Origin of the sequence: Endozoicomonas sp. G2_2 (assembly GCF_017744135.1) — a bacterium.
GTDB lineage: Bacteria > Pseudomonadota > Gammaproteobacteria > Nevskiales > Salinisphaeraceae > Salinisphaera.
This window is the reverse complement of sequence record NZ_JAGHQU010000002.1, coordinates 279389-299743: the sequence shown is the minus strand read 5'-3', so window position 1 is coordinate 299743 and position 20355 is coordinate 279389. Positions and strand designations below refer to the sequence as shown.

The 20355-nt window shown below is 62.5% G+C and carries 22 protein-coding genes; 6 read left to right on the top strand and 16 right to left on the bottom strand.

The features are described 5' to 3' along the window. Nucleotides 1-81: 81 nt before the first annotated feature. From J7355_RS03595 to J7355_RS03580, 4 genes are all read left to right on the top strand, one after another. Entirely contained in the window at nucleotides 82-480 is a 399-nt protein-coding gene (locus J7355_RS03595; RefSeq protein WP_209060004.1) for a hotdog domain-containing protein, read from the top strand. Further along, nucleotides 467-1348: an N-acetylmuramoyl-L-alanine amidase gene (locus J7355_RS03590; RefSeq protein WP_209060003.1), complete on the top strand. Its 882-nt coding sequence runs from the start codon at nucleotides 467-469 to the stop codon at nucleotides 1346-1348. The genes J7355_RS03595 and J7355_RS03590 overlap by 14 nt, the downstream gene beginning before the upstream one ends. 197 nt (nucleotides 1349-1545) lie before the next feature. Beyond that, nucleotides 1546-2493, top strand: coding sequence for a helix-turn-helix transcriptional regulator (locus tag J7355_RS03585; protein ID WP_209060001.1), 948 nt, complete (start codon nucleotides 1546-1548; stop codon nucleotides 2491-2493). 231 nt (nucleotides 2494-2724) lie between these two features. Continuing rightward, nucleotides 2725-5619, top strand: a complete 2895-nt coding sequence (locus tag J7355_RS03580; protein ID WP_209059999.1) for a parallel beta-helix domain-containing protein — start codon at nucleotides 2725-2727, stop codon at nucleotides 5617-5619. Nucleotides 5620-5708: 89 nt separating this feature from the next. Here the strand turns inward: J7355_RS03580 and J7355_RS03575 are convergent, their stop codons facing one another. From J7355_RS03575 to J7355_RS03555, 5 genes are all read right to left on the bottom strand, one after another. Further along, on the bottom strand, nucleotides 5709-6860 hold the full coding sequence (locus tag J7355_RS03575; protein WP_209059996.1) for a 5-(carboxyamino)imidazole ribonucleotide synthase: 1152 nt from the start codon (nucleotides 6858-6860) through the stop codon (nucleotides 5709-5711). Then, the gene (purE, locus tag J7355_RS03570) at nucleotides 6857-7351 is read right to left on the bottom strand and encodes a 5-(carboxyamino)imidazole ribonucleotide mutase (protein ID WP_209059993.1); all 495 of its coding nucleotides are present in this window, start codon (nucleotides 7349-7351) and stop codon (nucleotides 6857-6859) included. The genes J7355_RS03575 and purE overlap by 4 nt, the downstream gene beginning before the upstream one ends. Before the next feature lie 93 nt (nucleotides 7352-7444). Continuing rightward, nucleotides 7445-8062, bottom strand: coding sequence for a TPM domain-containing protein (locus J7355_RS03565; protein ID WP_209059991.1), 618 nt, complete (start codon nucleotides 8060-8062; stop codon nucleotides 7445-7447). Between the two features lie 11 nt (nucleotides 8063-8073). After that, complete coding sequence (locus tag J7355_RS03560) at nucleotides 8074-8844, bottom strand: TPM domain-containing protein (RefSeq protein ID WP_209059989.1); 771 nt, start codon at nucleotides 8842-8844, stop codon at nucleotides 8074-8076. Continuing rightward, nucleotides 8844-9458, bottom strand: a complete 615-nt coding sequence (locus J7355_RS03555; RefSeq protein ID WP_209059988.1) for a LemA family protein — start codon at nucleotides 9456-9458, stop codon at nucleotides 8844-8846. The genes J7355_RS03560 and J7355_RS03555 overlap by 1 nt, the downstream gene beginning before the upstream one ends. 172 nt (nucleotides 9459-9630) lie before the next feature. Between J7355_RS03555 and J7355_RS03550 the strand changes: the two genes are divergently transcribed. Next, nucleotides 9631-10197 carry an SRPBCC family protein gene (locus J7355_RS03550; RefSeq protein WP_209059987.1) on the top strand — a complete coding sequence of 189 codons (567 nt, stop codon included), beginning with the start codon at nucleotides 9631-9633 and terminating at the stop codon, nucleotides 10195-10197. Nucleotides 10198-10236: 39 nt separating this feature from the next. Here J7355_RS03550 and J7355_RS03545 read toward each other — a convergent pair whose 3' ends face one another. From J7355_RS03545 to J7355_RS03525, 5 genes are all read right to left on the bottom strand, one after another. Then, complete coding sequence (locus tag J7355_RS03545; RefSeq protein WP_209059986.1) at nucleotides 10237-10818, bottom strand: VTT domain-containing protein; 582 nt, start codon at nucleotides 10816-10818, stop codon at nucleotides 10237-10239. 67 nt (nucleotides 10819-10885) lie between these two features. Continuing rightward, entirely contained in the window at nucleotides 10886-11575 is a 690-nt protein-coding gene (locus J7355_RS03540; RefSeq protein ID WP_209059985.1) for a hypothetical protein, read from the bottom strand. A gap of 150 nt (nucleotides 11576-11725) precedes the next feature. Then, nucleotides 11726-12031, bottom strand: coding sequence for a hypothetical protein (locus tag J7355_RS03535; RefSeq protein WP_209059984.1), 306 nt, complete (start codon nucleotides 12029-12031; stop codon nucleotides 11726-11728). A 201-nt stretch (nucleotides 12032-12232) separates the two neighbouring features. Further along, on the bottom strand, nucleotides 12233-12520 hold the full coding sequence (locus J7355_RS03530; RefSeq protein ID WP_209059983.1) for a hypothetical protein: 288 nt from the start codon (nucleotides 12518-12520) through the stop codon (nucleotides 12233-12235). A gap of 218 nt (nucleotides 12521-12738) precedes the next feature. Continuing rightward, nucleotides 12739-14022 (bottom strand): MATE family efflux transporter, encoded by a 1284-nt coding sequence (locus J7355_RS03525; RefSeq protein ID WP_209060169.1) that lies wholly within the window; start codon nucleotides 14020-14022, stop codon nucleotides 12739-12741. 222 nt (nucleotides 14023-14244) lie between these two features. Here J7355_RS03525 and J7355_RS03520 point away from each other — a divergent pair, with 222 nt between their 5' ends. Further along, entirely contained in the window at nucleotides 14245-14673 is a 429-nt protein-coding gene (locus J7355_RS03520; protein ID WP_209059982.1) for an META domain-containing protein, read from the top strand. Nucleotides 14674-14682: 9 nt separating this feature from the next. Here J7355_RS03520 and J7355_RS03515 read toward each other — a convergent pair whose 3' ends face one another. The 6 genes from J7355_RS03515 to nhaA all read right to left on the bottom strand — a co-directional run bounded on the left by J7355_RS03515 (nucleotide 14683) and on the right by nhaA (nucleotide 20324). Further along, entirely contained in the window at nucleotides 14683-15534 is an 852-nt protein-coding gene (locus tag J7355_RS03515) for an SH3 domain-containing protein (RefSeq protein WP_209059981.1), read from the bottom strand. 121 nt (nucleotides 15535-15655) lie between these two features. Continuing rightward, on the bottom strand, nucleotides 15656-16003 hold the full coding sequence (locus J7355_RS03510) for an efflux RND transporter permease subunit (protein ID WP_209059980.1): 348 nt from the start codon (nucleotides 16001-16003) through the stop codon (nucleotides 15656-15658). A gap of 577 nt (nucleotides 16004-16580) precedes the next feature. Beyond that, entirely contained in the window at nucleotides 16581-17609 is a 1029-nt protein-coding gene (locus J7355_RS03505) for a tetratricopeptide repeat protein (RefSeq protein WP_021031956.1), read from the bottom strand. Continuing rightward, nucleotides 17591-18529, bottom strand: coding sequence for a cation diffusion facilitator family transporter (locus J7355_RS03500; RefSeq protein ID WP_209059979.1), 939 nt, complete (start codon nucleotides 18527-18529; stop codon nucleotides 17591-17593). Before J7355_RS03500 ends, J7355_RS03505 begins: the two co-directional genes overlap by 19 nt. Beyond that, nucleotides 18522-18875 carry a P-II family nitrogen regulator gene (locus J7355_RS03495; protein WP_209059978.1) on the bottom strand — a complete coding sequence of 118 codons (354 nt, stop codon included), beginning with the start codon at nucleotides 18873-18875 and terminating at the stop codon, nucleotides 18522-18524. Before J7355_RS03495 ends, J7355_RS03500 begins: the two co-directional genes overlap by 8 nt. 96 nt (nucleotides 18876-18971) lie before the next feature. Next, nucleotides 18972-20324 carry a Na+/H+ antiporter NhaA gene (gene nhaA / locus J7355_RS03490; RefSeq protein ID WP_209059976.1) on the bottom strand — a complete coding sequence of 451 codons (1353 nt, stop codon included), beginning with the start codon at nucleotides 20322-20324 and terminating at the stop codon, nucleotides 18972-18974. Nucleotides 20325-20355: the final 31 nt, after the last annotated feature.

Below are 20355 nucleotides of genomic sequence, written 5' to 3'. Positions count from 1 at the left end.
TTTCGATTCACACATGGCCGACGCGCGGCGCTTCGGGTAGCCTGCGTGGCTTTGCGGCTACGCCGCGAGCGAGGATCGGCCATGAATTTTCATACACGCAAATGGATCAAGCCCGAGGATCTCAATCCCAACGGCACCCTCTTCGGTGGCAGCCTGCTGCGCTGGATCGACGAGGAAGCCGCGATCTACGCGATCATCCAGCTCGACCACGAACACATCGTCACCAAGTACATCTCCGAAATCAATTTCGTGTCCAGCGCGCGCCAGGGCGACATCATCGAACTGGGCATCGCGGCCGTGCGTTTCGGCACAACGTCGCTGACCATGTGCTGCGAAGTGCGTAACAAGATCAGCCGCAAGAGCATCCTCACCATCGACGAACTCGTGTTCGTCTGCATGGGCGCAGACGGCAAGCCCAAGCCCCATGGCAAGACCGAAGTCACCTACATCAAGGATCGATTTGCCGATGGCGAAGCCTGAATTCTCTAACCGGATACCGCGGCTCGACAGTGACGCCGTCGGGCGTATCGCCCGTTTAAGCGTGTGTGTTCTCGTGGCATGGGCGATCACCGCCTGCACGCCGGCGAACCTCAAACAGCGCAGCGGTTACTGGGCCGATCAGGCCGAGAGTGCACGCGCCTACAACCAGCGCGTGCGCTTTCTGGTCATGCACTACACCGGCGGCGACGAACCCCGCGCGCTCAAGGTGCTGACCGGCGCTTCGGTGAGCTCACATTATCTGGTGGGCGATCATCCTCCCGAACACGGCGGCGCCCCCATCGTCTATCAACTGGTCGCAGAGCACGAACGTGCCTGGCACGCCGGCACCAGCGCCTGGGCCGATCGAACCCATCTCAACGACAGTTCGATCGGCATCGAGATCGTGAACATGGGCCCCATCGACACCGCCAGCGGCCCGGCCTGGCAGGGCTTCGGCGGCGACCAGATCGAGGCGGTGATCACGCTGGCGCGCGACATCATCCACCGCTACGACATCCAGCCCGTCAACGTCGTCGGCCACTCGGACATCGCGCCGGGGCGCAAGGTCGACCCGGGCCCGGCCTTCCCCTGGGAACTGCTCTACCGGCACGGCATCGGCGCCTGGCCGGATGCGCCCACCGTGGAGGCCTATCGGCAACGCTTCTTTCGCGACATGCCGAGCATTGCGGCCATTCAGTCCGCTCTGGCCCGCTATGGCTATCAGTTGCCGGTCACCGGTGAACTGGATCAACGCACACGTTCGGTCCTGATCTCGTTCCAGATGCATTTTCGTCCGGCACGCTACGACGGCATACCCGACGTGGATACCGCCGCGCGGCTGTGGGCGCTGAACGACAAATACCGTTAACGCGCCAACCCGGCCCAAGCGAACGACGAAAAACCGCAAGCCGCTGAAGATATTTGAAAATGCCGATTTTCCTATTCTCGGCATGCCGCACGGTGATCCGAACCCGGTTTTACACCGTTGATGAATCGGGCTAATACTCGACGCGTCCCATCCAGAAAAACAACAGGCCGGCTCAGTCGGCTCAACACGGGGGATGAATGGATCGCGTCGATATTTTCATCGCCAATCTCTACCACTCGGTTGAAAACGGCAGTACGGATACGTTTCGCGAGACGGCCTTGCGCGCCCTCGGCGATCTCGTCGATTTCGACGGCGCGCTCTGGGGGTCCGGCAACTACACGTCGAACGTGTTTCACAGTGTGGTGACGCTCGGCGTCGAGGCAGGCTACCCGCAGGCGCTCGAAAGAACGCAGGGCATCAACCCCATTCTGCCGGCCTTGCTCGACAACGTCGGGCAGGCGGTCGACATGCGTTCGGTGATCGGCGACTCCGCTTTCCTGCAAAGTCCGGTCTATCGCCGCTGTTTTTCGCGCTACGGTATCGAACGTATAGTGAGCTATCTGGCCTACGACCGGCGCAGCCATCTCTACACGCTGCTCAGCCTGTACCGTTTCGACGCCGACCGCCCCTTCACCGAAGACGAACGGTGCCTGTTCGAACGCGCGGCCTATCATCTGGTGGCCGCTGCCGGCCACGCGTTCTTTCTGCATATGGCCACCGGCGCGCGGCCGCAGTCGCCTGCGGTTCATGCCGCGGTCTGTGACGACCACGGCCTGCTCTACCAGGCCCAGCCGTCGTTCGTGGACTTGATCGAAGACCGGTTCGAATCGTGGTCGTACGAGCGATTGCCGTTCACTCTACCCGCACCCGGCGAGACCCGGGTCACCCATGGTCTATGTATCGAGGTCGAAGCGCTGGGCGATCTGTTCTGCGTGCGAATCCGTCGCGAAGGCCCGATCGACTGTCTGCGCGGTCGCGATCAGGAAATCGTGGCCGGCGTGTGCCGCGGGATGACCTTCAAGGACATCGGCCGCGAGCTCGAACTGGCCCCATCGACCGTCTCCAACCGGCTCTACCGCGTCTACCGACAGCTGGGCGTGACCAATCGCAGTTCGCTGGTCCGCCTGGTCCATCGCTCGGCCTAGCGTCGCCCGGTCCGCGGCCTGGGCGGACACCGCAAACCCATCGGTAATCCGCGATTTCCCGGCGCGGTAGAAATTTACCTGCGCCAGCTCTATACGGCAGGCGAGCGCTGGTCTATGAATGAAAAGACAAGCGCATGGGCAATCGCGCGATGCATGTTGCACCGTATCGCGCCCTGGGGGTTATCGATGGATAAGCGAGTACGCGTCAATCGTTGGATAATCGGTATCGCAATGTTGGCATCCATCGGGCTGTTGGCCGCCTGCGATGACGATGCGCGCGTCGACATCGGTTCGGGCACCGCGATCCCCGGCGAAACAGACAACAGCGATGGCGCAGGCAAGACGCCGGCGCCGCGCGTGTTCCGGATCTCGCCCGGCGAAAACGCCACCGCCGACGCGGTCGCGGCGTTCTTCGAAGCCGCACCGGGGGACCGTATCGAGTTCGGTTGCGGCTTTTTCGAGTTCAGCACCGGCCTGGTGATGCAGGATACCGAGGGCGTCACCGTGAGCGGCTGCGGCCGCGACGAGACCGTGCTGTCGTTCGAAAACAGCGATACGGCCGAGGGCCTGCTCATCAGCAATGTGCGAGGTGTCGTGGTCTCCGACCTGACGGTGACCGATACCCCGGGCGACGGCATCAAGATCAAGAGTTCGGATATCGTCACCTATCGCAACGTCCGCACCATGTGGTCGAGTACCGACCGGCCGGTGACCGCAGACAACTACCAGAGCGCGATCCACTACGAGTGCCCCGCCGAACCGATCAGCGAAATCAACCCGGCCCCCTATCAGCCCGATTCCGGCAATGGCCGCTACGGCATCTACCCCGTACAGGCATCAAACGTGCTGCTGGACAACGTGGAATCCCTGGGCGCCTCCGATGCCGGCATTTATGTCGGCCAGACCGATGACGTGATCATCAAGAACAGCCGGGCGCTCTACAACGTGGCCGGCTACGAGTTCGAGAACACGCAGCGCGCCGAAATGTTCGATAACGTCGCCGAGTGCAACACGGTCGGCTACATCATCTACGACCTGCCATACCTCACCCAGTACGGCTATCAGGCACACATGCACGACAACGTGGCGCGCAACAACAACTTCGAGAACTTCGCGGCGGGCGGCATCGTCTCCCAGGTGCCCTCCGGCAGCGGCCTTATCACGCTGGCCTATGACCAGGTCGAGGTCGATAACAACCGCTTCGAGGATCACAAGACCGCGGCCATCATCATCACCAGCTATGAACTGATCGGCGATGACGGCGATCTGCGTCAGGATGTCTATACCGAGGCGCTGTCGATTCACGACAACAGCTTCGAAAATTCCGGTTACATGCTCCCACCGCCTGATCCCGAAGCGCTGGCGAGCGGCGATATTTCCAGCGCGCTGCCCACGCTGATCGGCCTCAAGAACGGCGGCCAGGGCGCGGATATCCTCTGGGACGGGCTCTACGACGCGCCGAACGAATGCCCGCAACCCGACGTGCCTGCCAACGCACGCGGCAAGCCCCTGTTCGAAGGTACCGATGTAAAGCCGCAGGATTGCGGCGACGTGGAAGGCAATAGCGTCAAGGATCGCTACAACGCCTACAAGTTCGACAGCAGCGACGAACGCAAGAAGCCCTCGATGTGGATCTGTATCGAAAACAACACCCACGCCGGCAGCCCGCTTGCCCCGGATTTCGCCAACTTCCACGGCTTGCGCGGGCTGGACACCCTGATCGGCGCAATTACCGACCCTGCCCAACTGGCCGACCCGGATTTCTTGCCCGGCCTGATCAGCGGCATCCCCGAGTTCCCCGCGGATACCGATGTGTCGCCGCATCAGTGTCAGGCACAGTACGGCGCCACGCTGGCGAGCATGCCCGCGGTCGAGCTGGAAACCTATACGCTGCCTGAAGGTGGCAGCGATCGGCCGACCGACGAACAGATTGCCGCACTGTGTAGCCGCGACACGGCCGGCGCAATCAACTGGGAGGCGCTGGCAGCGGTCGACTGCCCGGATCTGGCGAGCTATCACCTGTTCGACGATCCCGAAGACCCCAGTGAAAACAGCAACGGAGGCATTCCCTACGACCTGAACACCCGGCTGTTCTCCGACTACGCGAGAAAATATCGCTTCGTGTTCATGCCGCCCGGCGAGGCAGCCGTGTATCACGACGGCAGCGAGGACGTGAATGCAACCTACGACTTCCCCGTGGGCACGGTGATCGCGAAGACATTCTCGTTTCCGGACGAAGGCAACGGCACCATCGATCACGTCGAGACCCGCCTGCTCATCAAGCGTGAAGACGACGACGGCACGGTGAAATGGGTGGGGCTCCCCTACATCTGGGAAAACGATGACGCCGCGACACGTGTCGCGACGCTATCCAAAGGCGGCGGCACGGCCGCCGTCGCCTGGAACTACACCGATGCCCACAGCGGCAACCTGCATCAGGGCAGCACCGAAAGCTACAACATTCCGAACGCCGCCCAGTGCGTCACCTGCCACGGCAATACCCATCGCCCGGCAGGCGCGGCGCCGATCGGGCCCAAACCCCGGAACCTGAACAAGCCCTACGCCTACGACGGCGCGGGCATGCAGAACCAGATCGCCTACTGGGTGGATCGCAACCTGCTCAGCGGCGCGCCGGCCGATCTGGGTGTCGATGCGAACACCATGATCGCCACGAACGTGGAACGCATCCCCTACTTCGAAGTCCCCGGCGACGGTGGCGAGACCGCCGGCTCGGATGCCGACCTCGAGCTGCGTATTCGCGGCTATCTCGAAGTCAATTGCGCGCACTGTCACAACGAAGGCGGCGCGGCATCGAATACCGGCCTGTACCTGGATTACTTCCGCGAGGTGAACTCGTCCTACGGTATCTGCAAGACACCGACCGCCGCGGGCGCCGGTTCGGGCGGCCGACCGCACGACATACAGCCCGGCAGCAGCGCCGATTCGATCATGCCGTTTCGCATGGGGTCGAACGACGTGGAAGCGCGCATGCCGCCGATCGCGCGCAGCATCGTTCACGACGAAGCGCTCGCGCTGCTACAGCAATGGATCGACGAGGTGGTCGACAGCGATTACCCCGACAGCAGCTGTGCGAGCGGCACCGGCGTGTTCGGCGCCCTGCGCTGAAGCCCCCCGGGGCGCTGAAACGCGTGTGAGAGGCGCCGGGCCATGCCCGGCAATCCGCCGGTCGCCGCCTTGAGGGCGGCGGCCGTTTTCTACGTCCGACCGCGCCCTGCGACCAGCACGTCCCGGGCGGCGATCGCATGGCGCGCCGCGTCTTCGCCATCGTCGCCGAACGCCGTCATGTGACCCATCTTGCGGCCCGGGCGGGCCGCCGCCTTGCCGTAGAGATGGAGCTTGAGCGCCGGGTCGGCCAGCGCCGCACGCCAGTCGGGCATGCCGTCGGCCCAGAGATCGCCCAGCAGGTTCACCATGGCCGAGGGGCGCAGGCGGCGGGTGTCCCCCAGCGGCAATGCGCACACGGCACGCAGCTGTTGTTCGAACTGGCTGGTCACACAGGCATCGAAGCTGAAATGGCCGGAGTTGTGCGGCCGCGGCGCCAGCTCGTTGATCACGAGGCTGCCGTCGGTCTTCAGAAAGAACTCGACACAGAGCACGCCCACGACATCGAGCGCCTCGAGCACGCCCTGCGCGATCTCGACCGCCTGCTCGGCGATCCGCGGATCGATATCCGGGTCGGGGATGGACACGTCGAGAATATGATCGCGATGCCGGTTTTCGGTCACACCGTAATGCGCGAACTCGCCGTCACAGCCGCGCGCCGCCACGACCGAAATCTCCCGCTCGAAATCCACGAAGCCCTCGAGCACGGCCTCGCCCGCGCCGATCGCCTGCCACGCGGCCTCGGCCTCGCCGCTATCGTGAATGACGGCCTGACCCTTGCCGTCGTAGCCGAAGCCGGCCGTCTTGAGCACGGCCGGCGTGCCGATACGCGCCAGTGCATTCTCAAGCGTGGCAAAATCCGGCACATGCTCGAACGGCGCGGTCGGGAAACCCGCCCCGGCGAGAAAATCCTTCTCGCGCTGGCGATGCTGGGCCGTATGCAGCACCTCGCCACGTGGACGTACCGGCACGTGTTCCGATGCCGTAAGCGCGGCATCGAACGGCACGTTCTCGAATTCGAAGGTGACCACATCGACGCGGCTGGCGAACTCCGCAACCGCGTCGAGATCGTTGTAATCGCCCACGGCCTCGCGATCGGCGACCTGGCCCATCGGCGTGTCGTCGCCGGGGGAAAACGTATGCACGCGATAGCCCATGCGGCGGGCGGCAATGGCAAACATGCGGCCCAGCTGGCCGCTGCCGAGCACACCGACCGTGGCACCGGGAAGAATGGGTCGACTCATAGGGGCAACTCGTCGTTCTGGACCTTGTCGGCCTGGCGCTGGCGAAAATCTGCCAGAGCGGCACGCAGTTCGGGGCGGCTGTTGGCGAGCATCGAAACCGCGAAAAGCGCGGCGTTGCGTGCGCCGGAATTGCCGATGGCGAAGGTCGCGGTGGGCACCCCGCCCGGCATCTGCACGATGGACAGCAGCGAATCCAGACCGTTTAGGGCGCGACTCTTGACCGGCACGCCCAGCACCGGCACCACGGTCTGGGCCGCCACCATGCCGGGCAGATGGGCCGCGCCGCCCGCGCCGGCGATGATGACTTCCAGACCGCGTTCGGCCGCCGTATGCGCGTAATCGCGCATGACATCCGGCGTGCGGTGGGCCGATACGACACGGCACTCGTGGGCCACCTCGAACTCGTCGAGCACCTCGTGGGCGACCTGCATGGTATCCCAGTCGGAGGTGCTGCCCATGATCACGCCGACCAGCGGCTTGTTGTTATCCATATCGCCCCCTGCACTGCTCGCAGAAAAGCGGCCTAGTCTAGCAATTTCGTCGCGCGGGGGCTGCATCGCCACGCCGACACGGCATGACGACCGCTAGGCGAGGATCACCAGATGATTCGGCAGCTCGTTGCGTTCGTGGGTAGCGGGCACCGCGCGATGCAGTTTGTCGCCGCAGGCGTCGATGCATTCCAGAAAGCCGGCCAGCGTATCGCCGCTGCGCACCTGGCGGGTGAACGCTTCGACGATCGCCTGCCATTCGCTGTCCTGCACATGTTGCGAGATGCCCCGATCGGCAATGATCTCGACATAGCGTTCGGCTTCCGAGACGAAGATCAGCAGCCCGGTGGCATCTCGGGTGTGGTGCAGGTTCTGTTCCAGAAACTGTCGGCGTGCCAGATTGGCTGCCCGCCAATGGCGTACCGATTTCGGCACCAATCGGGTCGTGACACCAGGCAATCGAAAGACCAGCGCCAGGACCACGAAAAAACTCCACTGTACGAGCAACAGCGTGGTCGCAGGGATCGCCGCGGTGAAAAACAGCAGCGCGCCGGGGATGAGAAGTGAAATAAGCCCGGCCCACAGCAGCGGAATATAGGCGTAATCGTCGGCACGTTCCGCGAGCACGGTCACCAGCTCGGCGTCGGTATGCCGTTCCACTGCGGCGATCGCGTCGGTGACCTGCTGGCGTTCGTTGTTCTTGAGTAGCGTCATTGTCGTCTCTTTCACCAGCCGCCGGAGGCGCCACCGCCACCGAAACCGCCACCGCCGCCGGAAAATCCGCCGCCGCCGAAACCGCCACTGCTGCCACCGCCGAAGCCGCCGCCCATCATGATCGGCACGCCCCAGAGGCCGCGCCGCCGGCGCCCGCCACGACCGCCGCCGCCACCGCTGCCGAACAGGCCGATGATGACAACCATGAGCACGAAGAAGCCAAGGCTGCGCAGAATCGAAGGCTCGCCGCCGTCGCCTCGTGTTCGCTGTTGCGGCTCGGCCAGCGGATCGCCGCCGAGCACCTGCACCATCGCGGCCGTGCCTTCGACGATCCCCTGACTGAACGCGCCCTGGCGAAATGCGGGCGTGATGATCCGATCGATGATCACCGACGATTGCGCGTCCGTGAGTCGACCTTCCAGCCCGTAGCCCACTTCGATACGAATCTTGCGCTCGGCCTTGGCGATGATCAGCAGCGCACCGGTGTCTTCATCGGCTTCACCGATGCCCCAGTGCCGACCGAGCTGGTAGCCGTATTCCTCAATGGTCTCGCCACCGAGCTCGGGCAGCGTCACGACCACGACCTGCTCGCCGCTGTCCTGTTCATGCGCGGCCAGCATGTCGGTGAGTCGCTGCCGGTCGGAGGCGTCGATCATGCCGGCCTCGTCGACCACCCGCCCGCTGAGCTCCGGGAACGACGGCGCGGCCCAGGCTGCCGTCGCCATCAGCAACAGAAGGAGCGCCAGCCCGCTCCGGGCGACGTGCGCGCGAACCGCCGGCATCAGAACTGGACCTGGGGTGCCTGTTCTGCGTTTTCGGCCGTCGCTTCGAAGTTGGCGTGCGGCTCCATGTCGCTATACATCAGCGAGTGCCAGATACGGCCCGGAAAGGTGCGCAGCTCCGTGTTGTAACGCTGGACGGCCTGTATGAAATCGCGCCGGGCGACCGCGATGCGATTCTCCGTGCCTTCGAGCTGGGATTGCAGCGCGAGGAAGTTCTGGTTCGATTTCAAATCGGGATAGCGTTCGGAAACCGCCATCAGACGGCTCAGCGCGCTCGACAGCTCGCCCTGGGCCTGCTGGAACTGCTGGAGCTTCTCCGGGTTGTCGAGGATGCTCTCGTCGACCTGGATCGACGTGGCCTTGGAGCGCGCCTCGGTGACGGCCGTGAGCGTTTCGCGCTCCTGCTGGGCGAAACCCTTCACTGTTTCCACCAGGTTCGGCACCAGGTCGGCACGCCGCTGGTACTGATTTTCCACCTGTGCCCAGGCGGCCTTCACCTGCTCGTCGTAAGTCGGAATGTTGTTGATGCCGCAGCCGGTCAGCGAGACCAGCAGGATAAGCACCAGCAACAGGCCCGGCAGGCGTTTGTCGATTCGAACAGGCATCGCGGCCATGGATGGAGACTCCGTAGAACACACTCGAGATTGCGCTCACTTTACGTCAAAGCGGGGTCGCTCAGCACCCGCGACCCGTTGACCGTGCTTGGCCTGGCGCCCGACACGCTATAAGTTGGTGGTGAGCGGTGCGATTGCGCACGGCGAAAACCAACAAGAACGAGGAGATGCCATGAACAATCATATCCGGCCAACATCGACGTATGGCCTCGCCGCAGGCGTCGTGCTAGCTACCCTGCTCGCAGCACCCGCCTTCGCGGCCCACCACGAAGACGGCAGCGACAAGATGGCAGCCGGCACGATCACCGTGACCGAGAGCAAGACGATCGCCGCCCCGGCGGCCGACGTCTGGGCGGTGGTGCGCGATTTCGACGGGCTGGAGAACTGGCATCCGGCAGTGGCATCGAGCGAGATCAGCGAAGGCGAGAACAACACGCCCGGTGCCGTGCGTCACCTCATGCTCGCGGACGACGGCGGCGCGATCAACGAAAAGCTCACCGACTGGGACGACGACGGCATGCAGTACAGCTACCGCATCGTGGACGGCGTGCTGCCGGTTGCACACTACGCGTCGACCATCAGCGTTTCCGCCGAGGGCGAGGACACGTCGCGCCTCACGTGGCGGGGCCAATTCGATGCGGCTGAAGGTACGTCCGACGAAGACGCCCGGGGCGTGATCACCAACGTCTATCGCGCGGGGCTTACCACGGTGCGCATGCAGATTACCGGCGAACAATAACCGGCATCGGCGCTCGGCCCGTCGCCTCGACGGGCCGGGTCATGCGCCCATCCACCGCATCGCGGCGAACACCGCGCCGATGAACAGGAGCACACCCAGGCCCGTAGCCAGGGCATGACGGCGCCATAACGCCAGGGCCCGTTCGCCGACCAGCCATACCAGCAGCGCAAGACCGAAATAGCGCAGCCCGCGCGCCATGCCGACCGCGGCGAGGAACAACGGCAACGTGTAGCCGGCGATACCGGCCGCCAGCAATGCGACCTGGAACGGCACCGGCGTAACGCCGATCGCGAGAATCGCGAGAAACCCGTTGTCGGAAAATTTCTGTTCGAAGCTGTCGTAGGCCTCACCGGCGTCGAGCCACGCGAGCAGCGGCTGGCCGACCGAATCGAACAGAAAGAACCCGACCGCATAGCCCAGCAACGAACCGACCATGCAGCCAAGCAGCGTGACGGCCGCGATCAGCCATAGCCGGCGCGGGCGCGCCAGCATGTACGGCACCATGATCAACTCGATGGGAATCGGCAGGATCGTGGTCTCCAACGCGGACAGTACGCCCAGCCATGCCAGCCCGTACCGCGAATCCAGCAGCCGTTGGGTCCAGTCGGCCGCGCGACTCACGCAACGCCGCCCTGTCGGTACGGCGTACCGGCCGTCGATTTCGCTATCCGCATAAGCCCAGTGTCGATCAGAACGACATCTGAAGCGAGTCGTCCTCGGCCTGAAATGGCCGTGCACGGGCCATGGCCATCCAGTGGCGTGTTTCGAGACGGTAGTCGTGTCGGGGCGCGCAACGTTCGAGCGTGTAGCCGGCCGGGTCACGCCAGGTCACCACACCGTACTCCGCCGGGATCTCCTCGACTTTCGCAATGCCTTCAACCAGAACGAAGTAGATTTCTGCGGCCAGCTCACGATAACGACGCGTTTTTCCGGAACGCAGTTCGCCAAGCAGATCAGCGCGGCCGACCTTGATTTCGTGCACCTGGGGCGCGAGATGGTCCGGCCGCAGGCTGCGCGAGAGCGAGAACACGTCCGGCTTGCACAGCGCCCAGCGCGGCGCGAGCGAGGTGTCGTCTTCGGTATGAACCACCAGCTCGGTGAATACGAGCCGTCCTTCACCGCTCAGGTGGCGCGCCACACCGTCGGTAACCTGCGCATGGCGGCTGCGGGCATGTCGATTGCGCACCACGGCATCGCCCAACGCGTCGCGCCCGCGGGCGGTGACCAGAAAACGGCTGGCCACGTCGGCGTTGGCCAGTTCGTCGATCAGCCCCCAGCGCAAGAGGTCCAGATCGATATTGTCGTGGCACGCCCAGCCCCGCGTGCGCCAGTAGTGGCGCAAACGGCTGGCATGGCGCCGCGGCAGCGTATGGGGCATGGTTTCGTCGGTAGTCCGGTTCCGGGCGTGATTTACGTTCATCGGCATACAGCCTACTGGCTGCGGTGCGCGCCGCGATGCACCGGCCAAGAAAATGCCCGGCCAAAGCCGGGCATTGCGTGGATATCGCAGTGGCGCGTCAGGACGGTGTCAGGAGTCGGAATCCGAAGCCTTCATGTCCTTGTCCCGAGACATCTTGTCGCTTTCCCTGAGTTCCTCGGTCTGCGTCTTGGTCGCCGGCATGCCGTCGGACTGCGGCACCTGTTCACCGGTCGACGTGCCTTCGGCGCCGTTCGGGACATTGCGCATCTGCTCTGCCTGGTGTTCGGTCGTGGGCATGGTGGTGTCGGCGGCTTTTTCGTCGTGATCCGCGGCCACCGCCGGCAACGCGAACGCACAGCCCAGCAGGGCCACGCCGAAACCGGCACCCAGCCACAGGTTGAATCGGTTACACATATGTCTCCTCTCTTGTATGGCGATCTGCACGATCGCTTCGTATGAGATTTCAATGTCGCGCAATCGACCGAAGCCGGCAACCCATGAGTATCCGCGGCGCGGTCATGGCGCCGGCCTCGTCGGACGTCGCGCATAAAAAAGGCCCGGCGCAAGCCGAGCCTTTCGGGTCGTCGGCCCTGCGCATGCATGGGCCGCCGTCTTTTACTGGCTGGCCAGCGTCATGCGCGCGTGGCGCACATGGCCCAGATCCAGAACTTCGATCTGGCTGCGGGTCGCCGGTACGTTTTCGTGGGCCGGATCGGCCGCGGCGACGTTCGCGTCGGCCCGGGCGCCATGGCGAAGCATGGCGGACTGCGAGGCCGACAACGGCGTGACGTTGTCCTGATGGCTCTGGACGTTGTCGGCAGCGACGGCCGGGCCGGCAAACCCGGCGAAGGCAAGCACCGCGACGACGAACGCATTCTTGCGGTTCAGATGATGCGTGGACATGAAAGTCTCCCTTTCAAGGCAAATGAAAAAACGAAAAAATGCTTGGAAAGAGAGATTGGACCTCGCGTGCGCTTTTCAATCGCTGCGCTGCAACAATTTTACGCATGTCTATGAATCAACCACTTGCGAGATGCATTGGGTCGATTAACGCCGTCGACGATAATGCCGACCTATGCCCCTATCGGTGCCTTCTATGGCGCACGCAAGATTTCCAGCAGCTAGCGCGCGACCGCCCGAACCGGTACCCCGGCCATGCTGCGGCGAAATGCCAGCCAGGCCATCGTACCGGCCAGTGCATTGCCCAGTGCGGCGCCAAGACCCACCCAGGCCATCTCGCCTGCGAGTACGCCGAGCGCGATACACGGCAGATAACACACAAACAACCGTGCGAAGGAGATCATCATCGCGCGCAACGGCCAGCCCAGCGCGTTCGATGCGGAAACCACGAGCATGCACAGGCCCAGAAACGCGTAGCTGGGCAGCATGGCGCGCATCAGCCAGGTCAGACCGGAGCGAACGGCCTCGTCGCTGGCAAGCGCCTGCGCGACCCACGGCGCCGCCAGCGCCATCACGACACCGAGCAGCAGCTGCCAGACGATGACCGCCTGAAAGGCAATCGACATGAGCGCGCGAATACGCGGCCAGTTGCCCGCCCCGTAGCAATGACCCAGCCAGGGCGGCAAGGACATGGTCAGCCCAAGCACCAGCATGAGCGACACGGTCTCGAGCCGACTGGCCAGGCCCCAGGCGGCCACCGCCTGTTCGCCCAGCGACGCGATCAGCGCCGTGGCGGTCATGGCAGACAGCGCCGGCATGAGCTGGCTGAGCATGGCGGGCCCGGCAATCACCGCAAACGCGCCGGTCGACCGGCGCGCCTCGCCGGGTAGGCCCGTCAGGCTGAGCCAGTTTCGCTGCGACAACCGCCAGCCCACCAGCATCAAGCCGATCGTGAAGGCCAGCGTGGTCGCCCACGCCGCGCCCGGCAGCCCGAGCCCCGTCCAACCGCCGACGCCGAAGATGAGCAGCGGATCGAAGACCAGATTGAGCGCGCTGGTCACGACCATCAGCAAACCCGGTAGCCGCGTGTTGTTGTGCGCGCGAAACAGCGTGTAGCCGAAATACAGCAGCGCGGCAAACCAGTTCGCGAGCAGCTGGACCGGCCAGTACTCGCCGATCAGCTCGAGTGCCTCGCCCTCGGCGCCCAGCTGGCGAAACAGCGGCACATGGAACAGCCACAGCAGGATCGCGAGCACGCCGATGGCCGCGGCACCGCCGAAAAGCACGAGGCTGCCCAACCGGCGCGCGCGCTGCTCTTCACCGGCACCGATCGCCCGCGAAATGAGCGCGGCGATGGCGATGCCCAGACCCACCTGCACGCCGATCATGAGAAACGTGATCGGAAACGTGAACGACTGCGCCGCGAGCGCTACCGTACCCAGGCGCGCCACGAACGCCGAGTCGACGAGCTGAAACCCGAGCAGCGACATGACGCCGATCGCCATCGGCCAGGTCTGGGCGAACAGCTGGCGGCGCAGGGCGCCGGTACTGGCATGGGTTGAAGCGGAATCGATCAAGACGGAAAACGGCGCTGCGAAATGCCGCGCGATTCTACGCCATGCGGGTACGCCCGGACGCGTTGCGACGGCCGATTGCGTGCAATCGAGCCCGCGTGACCGCTACGCTTGGGGGCGGACCGGTTTCAACTACGCCCAATGCGAGGCCTCATGCACGCTATCCGTCTTTTCTGCTCTGCGGTGTTCGTCACGCTGGTGCTCGGCGCCTGCGCGGGTACGCCCGACTTCGTCCGCCTGGCCGACACCGAATGGCAGCTGGTCGAGGTCGGCCAGCAGGCGGTCGATCGTGACGCCATGCGTCGCGATGCCTACCTGCTGATGCACGGCGACAGCCAGCGGGTCGAGGGGTTTGCCGGCTGCAACCGGCTCAACGGCGCCTACAGTGGTGGCGGCGAGAATCTGCGCTTCGATTCGCTTGCCAGCACACGCCGCTACTGTGCCAACGCCATGGCACAGGAAGAAGCGCTCATGCACGCCCTGGAGCGCACGACCACCGCACGGGTCGACGACGACATGCTCACGCTGTTCGACCGCCAGGGCGACCCGCTGGCGCGGTTCGAGGCACGCCCGCAGCGCTAGAGCCGGCGTCTAGCGCGCGCTGGCCTGCTCGCTGAGCAGGCTGTCGGCGATCCAGCCCAGTCGTCCCCGGTCGGCGAGATAGATCATCGTCCAGCCGTCGCGCGTGTGTCCGAGTACCGGAAGACGTTGCGGCGCATCCACCGTCGTGATGACCTCGGCGCTGGTGTTGCCCTCACCCCGCACCCGCGCGTTGCTCGCCGCCACCTGTTTGGTCGGCAGTCCGGGCAGAAGATCGTCCAGGGCCTGTCGGGCACGTGTATTGCCCGCCTGGGCCGCACTGGCAAACCAGTAAACCGCCGCGGCGTCGCTTTGTTTCGTGCCCACACCATCGGCGCTGGCGGCGCCCATGTTGTACTGGGCCGCGATCACGCCCTGTTCGGCCGCCTTGCGCCACCAGTCGACCGCCTGGGCCATGTCGCGGGTCACGCCGCGGCCCTGGGCATACAGGGTGCCAAGGTTGTATTGCGCGCCGGCATCGCCCTGTTGTGCGGCCGCGCGAAACCAGCGTGCAGCGGTGTCGGGCTGCATGCCGACGCCCTGGCCTTGCAGATAGGCCTGGCCGAGATTGTTCTGGGCTGCGGCGTTGCCCTGTTCCGCGGCTTCGCGATACCAGCGCGCCGCCTCCTGCAGGTTCGGCGCCGCCCCGCGTCCGGCGGCCAGCAGCACGCCGAGGTTGAGCTGTGCTTCGGGATCGCCGTCTTCGGCACGCTCGCGAAGCAGTGATCGCGCCTCGCCGTAGTCGCCCGCCTGCATGGCGCGCGCCACATCGGTGCTATAGGCCGGCGCCGCGGACGCATTGATGGAATAGACCATGCTCGTCACGCCGAGCGCGAGTACGGTAGCGCGAAAAATGGCAGTCATGGCGGGGCCGTCGGTTGAGATCGGTTTCGGGAGTAGACATCGCGGCAGCGCGCGAGTGCCCGGTCTTTCGATCTTACGACAGTCGTGTATGCCCGGCGCAACGCGGCGCCGGGCATATCGCTCAGGCTCGGTGCGCCGGCGCGTCCGGTTCGGCGAACCAGCGATAGACGCTGGGCAGCACGATGAGTGTGAGCAGCGTCGAAGTCATGAGCCCGCCGATCACCACCGCCGCGAGCGGCCGCTGCACGTTGGAGCCGATGCCGTCGGCAAGCAGCAGCGGAATCAGCCCGAGGACCGCGGTCAGCGCGGTCATCAGGACCGGGCGCAGGCGATGCTCGGCGCCGATACGCACCGCGTCGGCCATAGACGTGCCCTGCTGTCGCAGCTGGTTGATATAGGACACCATCACCACGCCGTTCTGTACCGCGACACCGAACACGGCAGTAAAGACCATCGCCGCTGTAGCCATACTTCGGTTGAATAATATTTTACGAAGAGTCCAAAGACTCGAATGGCCGTCTTTGCGGCCTTCCACGCGTAGTAGTTAGATGCGAAAAACGACTATTGACCAAAGATCGGTACGTTAGACGTTGCTCGGAATAGTGTCGTTCGACACGCTTTTGATTGACGACGTAGCCGGAGTGCTGACGGTTGAGATAGATCATCTTCCCGGTCGTCCTTAAGGTAGCGCCGTGGCAGGCGCGGAATTTCGGCACGTAATCGCGCGCGGTGATCAAAGCCTGCCGGTTTCGAAGCGCGCTTGCACTCGTTGCAACGACTCATCGCAACGACGGCCAGGGAACTTCGTTCGCAACGTCCACACAAGCGAATGCACCGCACCAGCTCGTGCGTACCTTCGGCCTCGAGCATCGACTCGGCCAACGGGTGCTTAAAACGAGTGTGCTCAGATAGAGCGCCTTCATGCGCTTAGGGTGTCTGAAACCACCGAACTTGGTTCGGCATGTGTAACAGCCCATCTTAAGAAATCCGTGGGGGCCCATCCCAGATTTTATCGGATTAAAAAATCAATTTTTTCCGCTCTCGCGCTATCGCTGGCTGTCAGCTTTGCCCTTTTTAGGCAACAGCGCTTCGAGCCCCGATATTGGTTCAGTGACCGGAAAACTACGCCGGCTTTCCAGCTGAAGGTCAAATTGAGCGTTGTCGGAATTAATCTTACTCCAACGTCGAACGCGCGCTTGTGCTCGGCTCAATTGTGAAGGTGATATCAAACTCCGGAGAAGCTCGCGTTCGCGAATCGCCGCACCAAGTCCTTGTTCGGCTGCCAACGATGTCCAGACATATGCCTCGATGATGTTACCCCGTGAACTCGCACGAGCCTGAGACAGTTTGCCGAGGTTATATTGTGCGATCGCAGAATTTTGTTGCGCTGCCCGCAAAAACCATCTCCGTGCTTGCGCTTGGCTTTTCTGGACCCCTCGACCGTCGATATAGTTTACGGCTAGATTCACTTGGGCATCGACCTGCCCCTTTTTCGCAGCTTTCAAGTACCACCGCGCCGCTTTCGACTCATTCTGAGTGACCCCAACACCCTTGTCGTAGCACCAGCCCAAATAAAATTGCGCAGACGCGTGACCTTGTTTAGCGGCCATGGCGTAATACATGGCCGCGCGCTCCCGCCGTTTTTTGTGCTTAACACGGCTTTGTCGGTAAAACTCTGCGAGACGAAATTGCGCTTGAAGGACACCTTGATTGGCGGCCCTTTGTAACCATTTGACTGGGGCTTCGAGCGTATTCTCCGAATCCCTCTTCTGAGTCGACAAGAGGAATAGATTGTATTGAGCCGCAGCGTGGCCTTGTTCTGCCGCTTTGCGCAACCAACGATACGCGGCCTCATCATCCTCTACGACACCGTCGCCCATGGCAAAGGCACCGCCAACGGAATTCTGGGCGTTCGCATCGCCCTCCTCGGCGCGCTGGAGCATGGTTTTGAACTGTCTCTTATAAGCTTTGCTACTGACCGTGATTTCAGGTTCTTGAGCGCGAGATAAAACTGGGGTCAACATAAATACAAAAAGTAAGAGCGTCGATGTAGTTCTTAAAGCTTGCCTGAGCATGATGAACCGTTCCCATCAACGTTCTTGCCGCGATTTTCAAGGATGCTGCGCGAGCCAGATTCCGGCTGTAACGTGCTGTGCTGAATGCCGAAGCGCCGACCCAGCAGGGCCTGTAGTCGCGGTAGGACCGCATCCCATTCACCTATCTCATCAAGTTTGATTTGTGCCGATAAGGCGTGACGACTCGACGATAGAGACCAGACGTGAATATGGTGCGCCTCAACGACACCACTAATCTCGCCCATGGACTGCTTCAACTCGTCAATATCCACATCGCTAGGTGAGCCCTCCATAAGGACTCGCATGACGTCGCGTAAAATATTTATGCTCGCAAAACCAATCAGAAGGCTGATTAATAACGAAAGCAACGGGTCTATCGGCAGCCAGCCGGTGAGGTAAACGATGAAGCCCGCCAGCAACGCCGCTACAGAACCCGCCAAGTCACCCATTACGTGCAACAACGCGGCCCGCACGTTCATGTTTTTTTCGCCCCGCATCAGAATCCACGCGACGGCGATATTTACGAGTAAGCCGATGAAAGCGACAACCATAACGGTCGTTCCGCCAACTTCCTCTGGATTCGCAAGTCGTTCAAATGCGGCAAAAACAATCCAGACCACAATACCCAGCATGAACAGAACGTTGACGAGCGCTCCTATAACCTCAGCGCGTGCATATCCATACGTAAGGGTTTTTGAAGCGCGACGCTGACTTAGCCATGCTGCAAAAGCGCCGATTCCGAGAGATAAGGAGTCGGTGATCATATGGCCCGCATCGGCAATCAGGGCCAGTGAGTTGGCCCAAATACCACCGACTACCTCGACGCCAGCGTATGCAGTCGTAAATATCAGCGATATGATAAGCAGTTTCGTGCTACCTGCATTGCCATGGCTATGACCGCCGTGCTCATGCTTACTCATCTGGGCCTCCCGATTTCGACGAAATTTGCACCGCCCCTTCGTTACGTTGCCCGTCGCTTATACGAATGGCCTCCCGCAAATCTGATATGAAGACTTTTCCATCACCGGGGTGGCCGTCGCCTGTACGTGCGCTTGCCAATATCGCGTCTACGACGGTCGTCGCAAGCGACTCCGGCACATCAATTTCGAGCTTGGCCATTTTGACCCGCCTCAAGCTGCCGTCCTGGACGTGGCCATATTCACGTAGATGCACCACCGCGATTCCGGGTATGTCGTCAATATCAGCCAGCGCCGAAATCACCTGTTCGAGCATGACTTCACGTACGTAAGCCTTGATTTCCTTCATCGTCTGTCTCCTTTTGGTAACTTTAGTTGACAGAGGTCAGCCGTCGTCGCGAATAGTGACCGTAATTGCTCTGTCATTCGGTCATCACGTTCCAGCTCACGCGACGTCTTCGCTCTGCGCTACCCAATTTTCATCATTCTTGTGTAAAACCAACCAAAGTAATCCCAGCCCCGCCAATGCGGCGATTAAGGAGCCAGCCAAAATGCCAACGCGTGCGGCCGATGCGATCGCCGGATCTGTAAACGCAAGGCTGGTCAAGAATAAAGCGATAGTGAAACCAACGCCGGCGAGAAGCCCCAGACCGGTCAGAGCTGACCAAGAGAGACCATCCGGGAGTTTTGTTCGGGACAAGAGGGTCGCCAGACGTACGGCCGTTACAATGCCAAGAGGCTTGCCAACCACCAGACCGACACCGCTCCCGACTAGAACCCAAAGGCTGGCATTATCAGCGAGACTAATTTCGCTCAGATCAACCCCTGCATTGGCGAGCGCGAAGGCCGGCATGATCAGGAATAACACCCACGGCTCTAGCCGATGTTGCAGGATATTCAGCGGCGATAATGCGCCTCGCCTAACGCGTTCCAGTTCTTCTAGGAGTCGACGTTTTGAGGATGGGGCTTCGCGTAATAGGTGTGGAATGCGTTCAGCGGCTTGTTCATTGTATGAATGCGTATGGCGTGGCGTGGAAAGCGGCGTCAAGAACCCGAGCAGGACGCCCGCGACGGTCGGATGAACGCCAGATTTCTCCATCGCGAGCCAGATTGCGGCGCCAACCAACCAATAAACTAAAAATGCATGGACCCCGGCACGACGCATCGCGTAAACGAGAGCTAGCCCGAAAGCCACCACGAGCAATGGGATAGTGGTGATCTTCGCCGAATAGAACAGGGCTATCACGGCAACCGTGCCGACGTCATCGATAACCGCAAGTGCCAGTAGGAATGCCCGCCAGCTCGCGGGCACCCGTTTGCCTAGTAGGGTGAGAAGCGCAATAGCAAACGCAACATCTGTCGCCATTGGTACGGCCCATCCCCCGGGATCCCCCGCCGGTAGGTTAAGAATCAGAAAAACTGCGACTGGCGCTAGCATGCCGCCTAGCGCCGCAACCACTGGCAGGACCGCTTTGTCTCGGGTGGACAGAGCACCGCTGAGAAATTCGTACTTCACCTCGAGACTGACGTGAAAGAAGAACAGCGCCATCAATGCCTCATCGATCCATTCGTGGAGCGAAAGTGACAGCTCTACATCGCCCAGACGAAGAGAAAGTTCAGTGTTCCAAAAGTCTGCGTAGCCCGGTAATAACGATCCCGCAGAGTTGGCCCATAGCACCGCGAGCGCAGTAGCCATAACCAGAACAATGCCGCTGGATGGCCCATACGCCGCGAAGCGCCGTATGGGCCGTAACAGCCGCTCGGCCAGGGGATGCTGATCTGAAATCACATCAGACATGGGTGGCACTCCTAACAAACCTGCCGACCTG

Bases quoted from the DNA above. Each gene is read 5' to 3' on its own strand.
- nhaA (WP_209059976.1), bottom strand. From the start codon at position 20,324: ATGTCTGATGTGATTTCAGATCAGCATCCCCTGGCCGAGCGGCTGTTA.
- J7355_RS03540 (WP_209059985.1), bottom strand. From the start codon at position 11,575: ATGCCCCATACGCTGCCGCGGCGCCATGCCAGCCGTTTGCGCCACTAC.
- purE (WP_209059993.1), bottom strand. From the start codon at position 7,351: ATGGATAACAACAAGCCGCTGGTCGGCGTGATCATGGGCAGCACCTCC.
- J7355_RS03565 (WP_209059991.1), bottom strand. From the start codon at position 8,062: ATGACGCTACTCAAGAACAACGAACGCCAGCAGGTCACCGACGCGATC.
- J7355_RS03595 (WP_209060004.1), top strand. From the start codon at position 82: ATGAATTTTCATACACGCAAATGGATCAAGCCCGAGGATCTCAATCCC.
- J7355_RS03510 (WP_209059980.1), bottom strand. From the start codon at position 16,003: ATGGCTACAGCGGCGATGGTCTTTACTGCCGTGTTCGGTGTCGCGGTA.
- J7355_RS03515 (WP_209059981.1), bottom strand. From the start codon at position 15,534: ATGACTGCCATTTTTCGCGCTACCGTACTCGCGCTCGGCGTGACGAGC.
- J7355_RS03550 (WP_209059987.1), top strand. From the start codon at position 9,631: ATGAACAATCATATCCGGCCAACATCGACGTATGGCCTCGCCGCAGGC.
- J7355_RS03555 (WP_209059988.1), bottom strand. From the start codon at position 9,458: ATGGCCGCGATGCCTGTTCGAATCGACAAACGCCTGCCGGGCCTGTTG.
- J7355_RS03500 (WP_209059979.1), bottom strand. From the start codon at position 18,529: ATGAGTAAGCATGAGCACGGCGGTCATAGCCATGGCAATGCAGGTAGC.
- J7355_RS03495 (WP_209059978.1), bottom strand. From the start codon at position 18,875: ATGAAGGAAATCAAGGCTTACGTACGTGAAGTCATGCTCGAACAGGTG.
- J7355_RS03525 (WP_209060169.1), bottom strand. From the start codon at position 14,022: ATGGCGATCGGCGTCATGTCGCTGCTCGGGTTTCAGCTCGTCGACTCG.
- J7355_RS03560 (WP_209059989.1), bottom strand. From the start codon at position 8,844: ATGCCGGCGGTTCGCGCGCACGTCGCCCGGAGCGGGCTGGCGCTCCTT.
- J7355_RS03520 (WP_209059982.1), top strand. From the start codon at position 14,245: ATGCACGCTATCCGTCTTTTCTGCTCTGCGGTGTTCGTCACGCTGGTG.
- J7355_RS03575 (WP_209059996.1), bottom strand. From the start codon at position 6,860: ATGAGTCGACCCATTCTTCCCGGTGCCACGGTCGGTGTGCTCGGCAGC.
- J7355_RS03590 (WP_209060003.1), top strand. From the start codon at position 467: ATGGCGAAGCCTGAATTCTCTAACCGGATACCGCGGCTCGACAGTGAC.
- J7355_RS03585 (WP_209060001.1), top strand. From the start codon at position 1,546: ATGGATCGCGTCGATATTTTCATCGCCAATCTCTACCACTCGGTTGAA.
- J7355_RS03580 (WP_209059999.1), top strand. From the start codon at position 2,725: ATGTTGGCATCCATCGGGCTGTTGGCCGCCTGCGATGACGATGCGCGC.
- J7355_RS03530 (WP_209059983.1), bottom strand. From the start codon at position 12,520: ATGTCCACGCATCATCTGAACCGCAAGAATGCGTTCGTCGTCGCGGTG.
- J7355_RS03535 (WP_209059984.1), bottom strand. From the start codon at position 12,031: ATGTGTAACCGATTCAACCTGTGGCTGGGTGCCGGTTTCGGCGTGGCC.
- J7355_RS03505 (WP_021031956.1), bottom strand. From the start codon at position 17,609: ATGCTCAGGCAAGCTTTAAGAACTACATCGACGCTCTTACTTTTTGTA.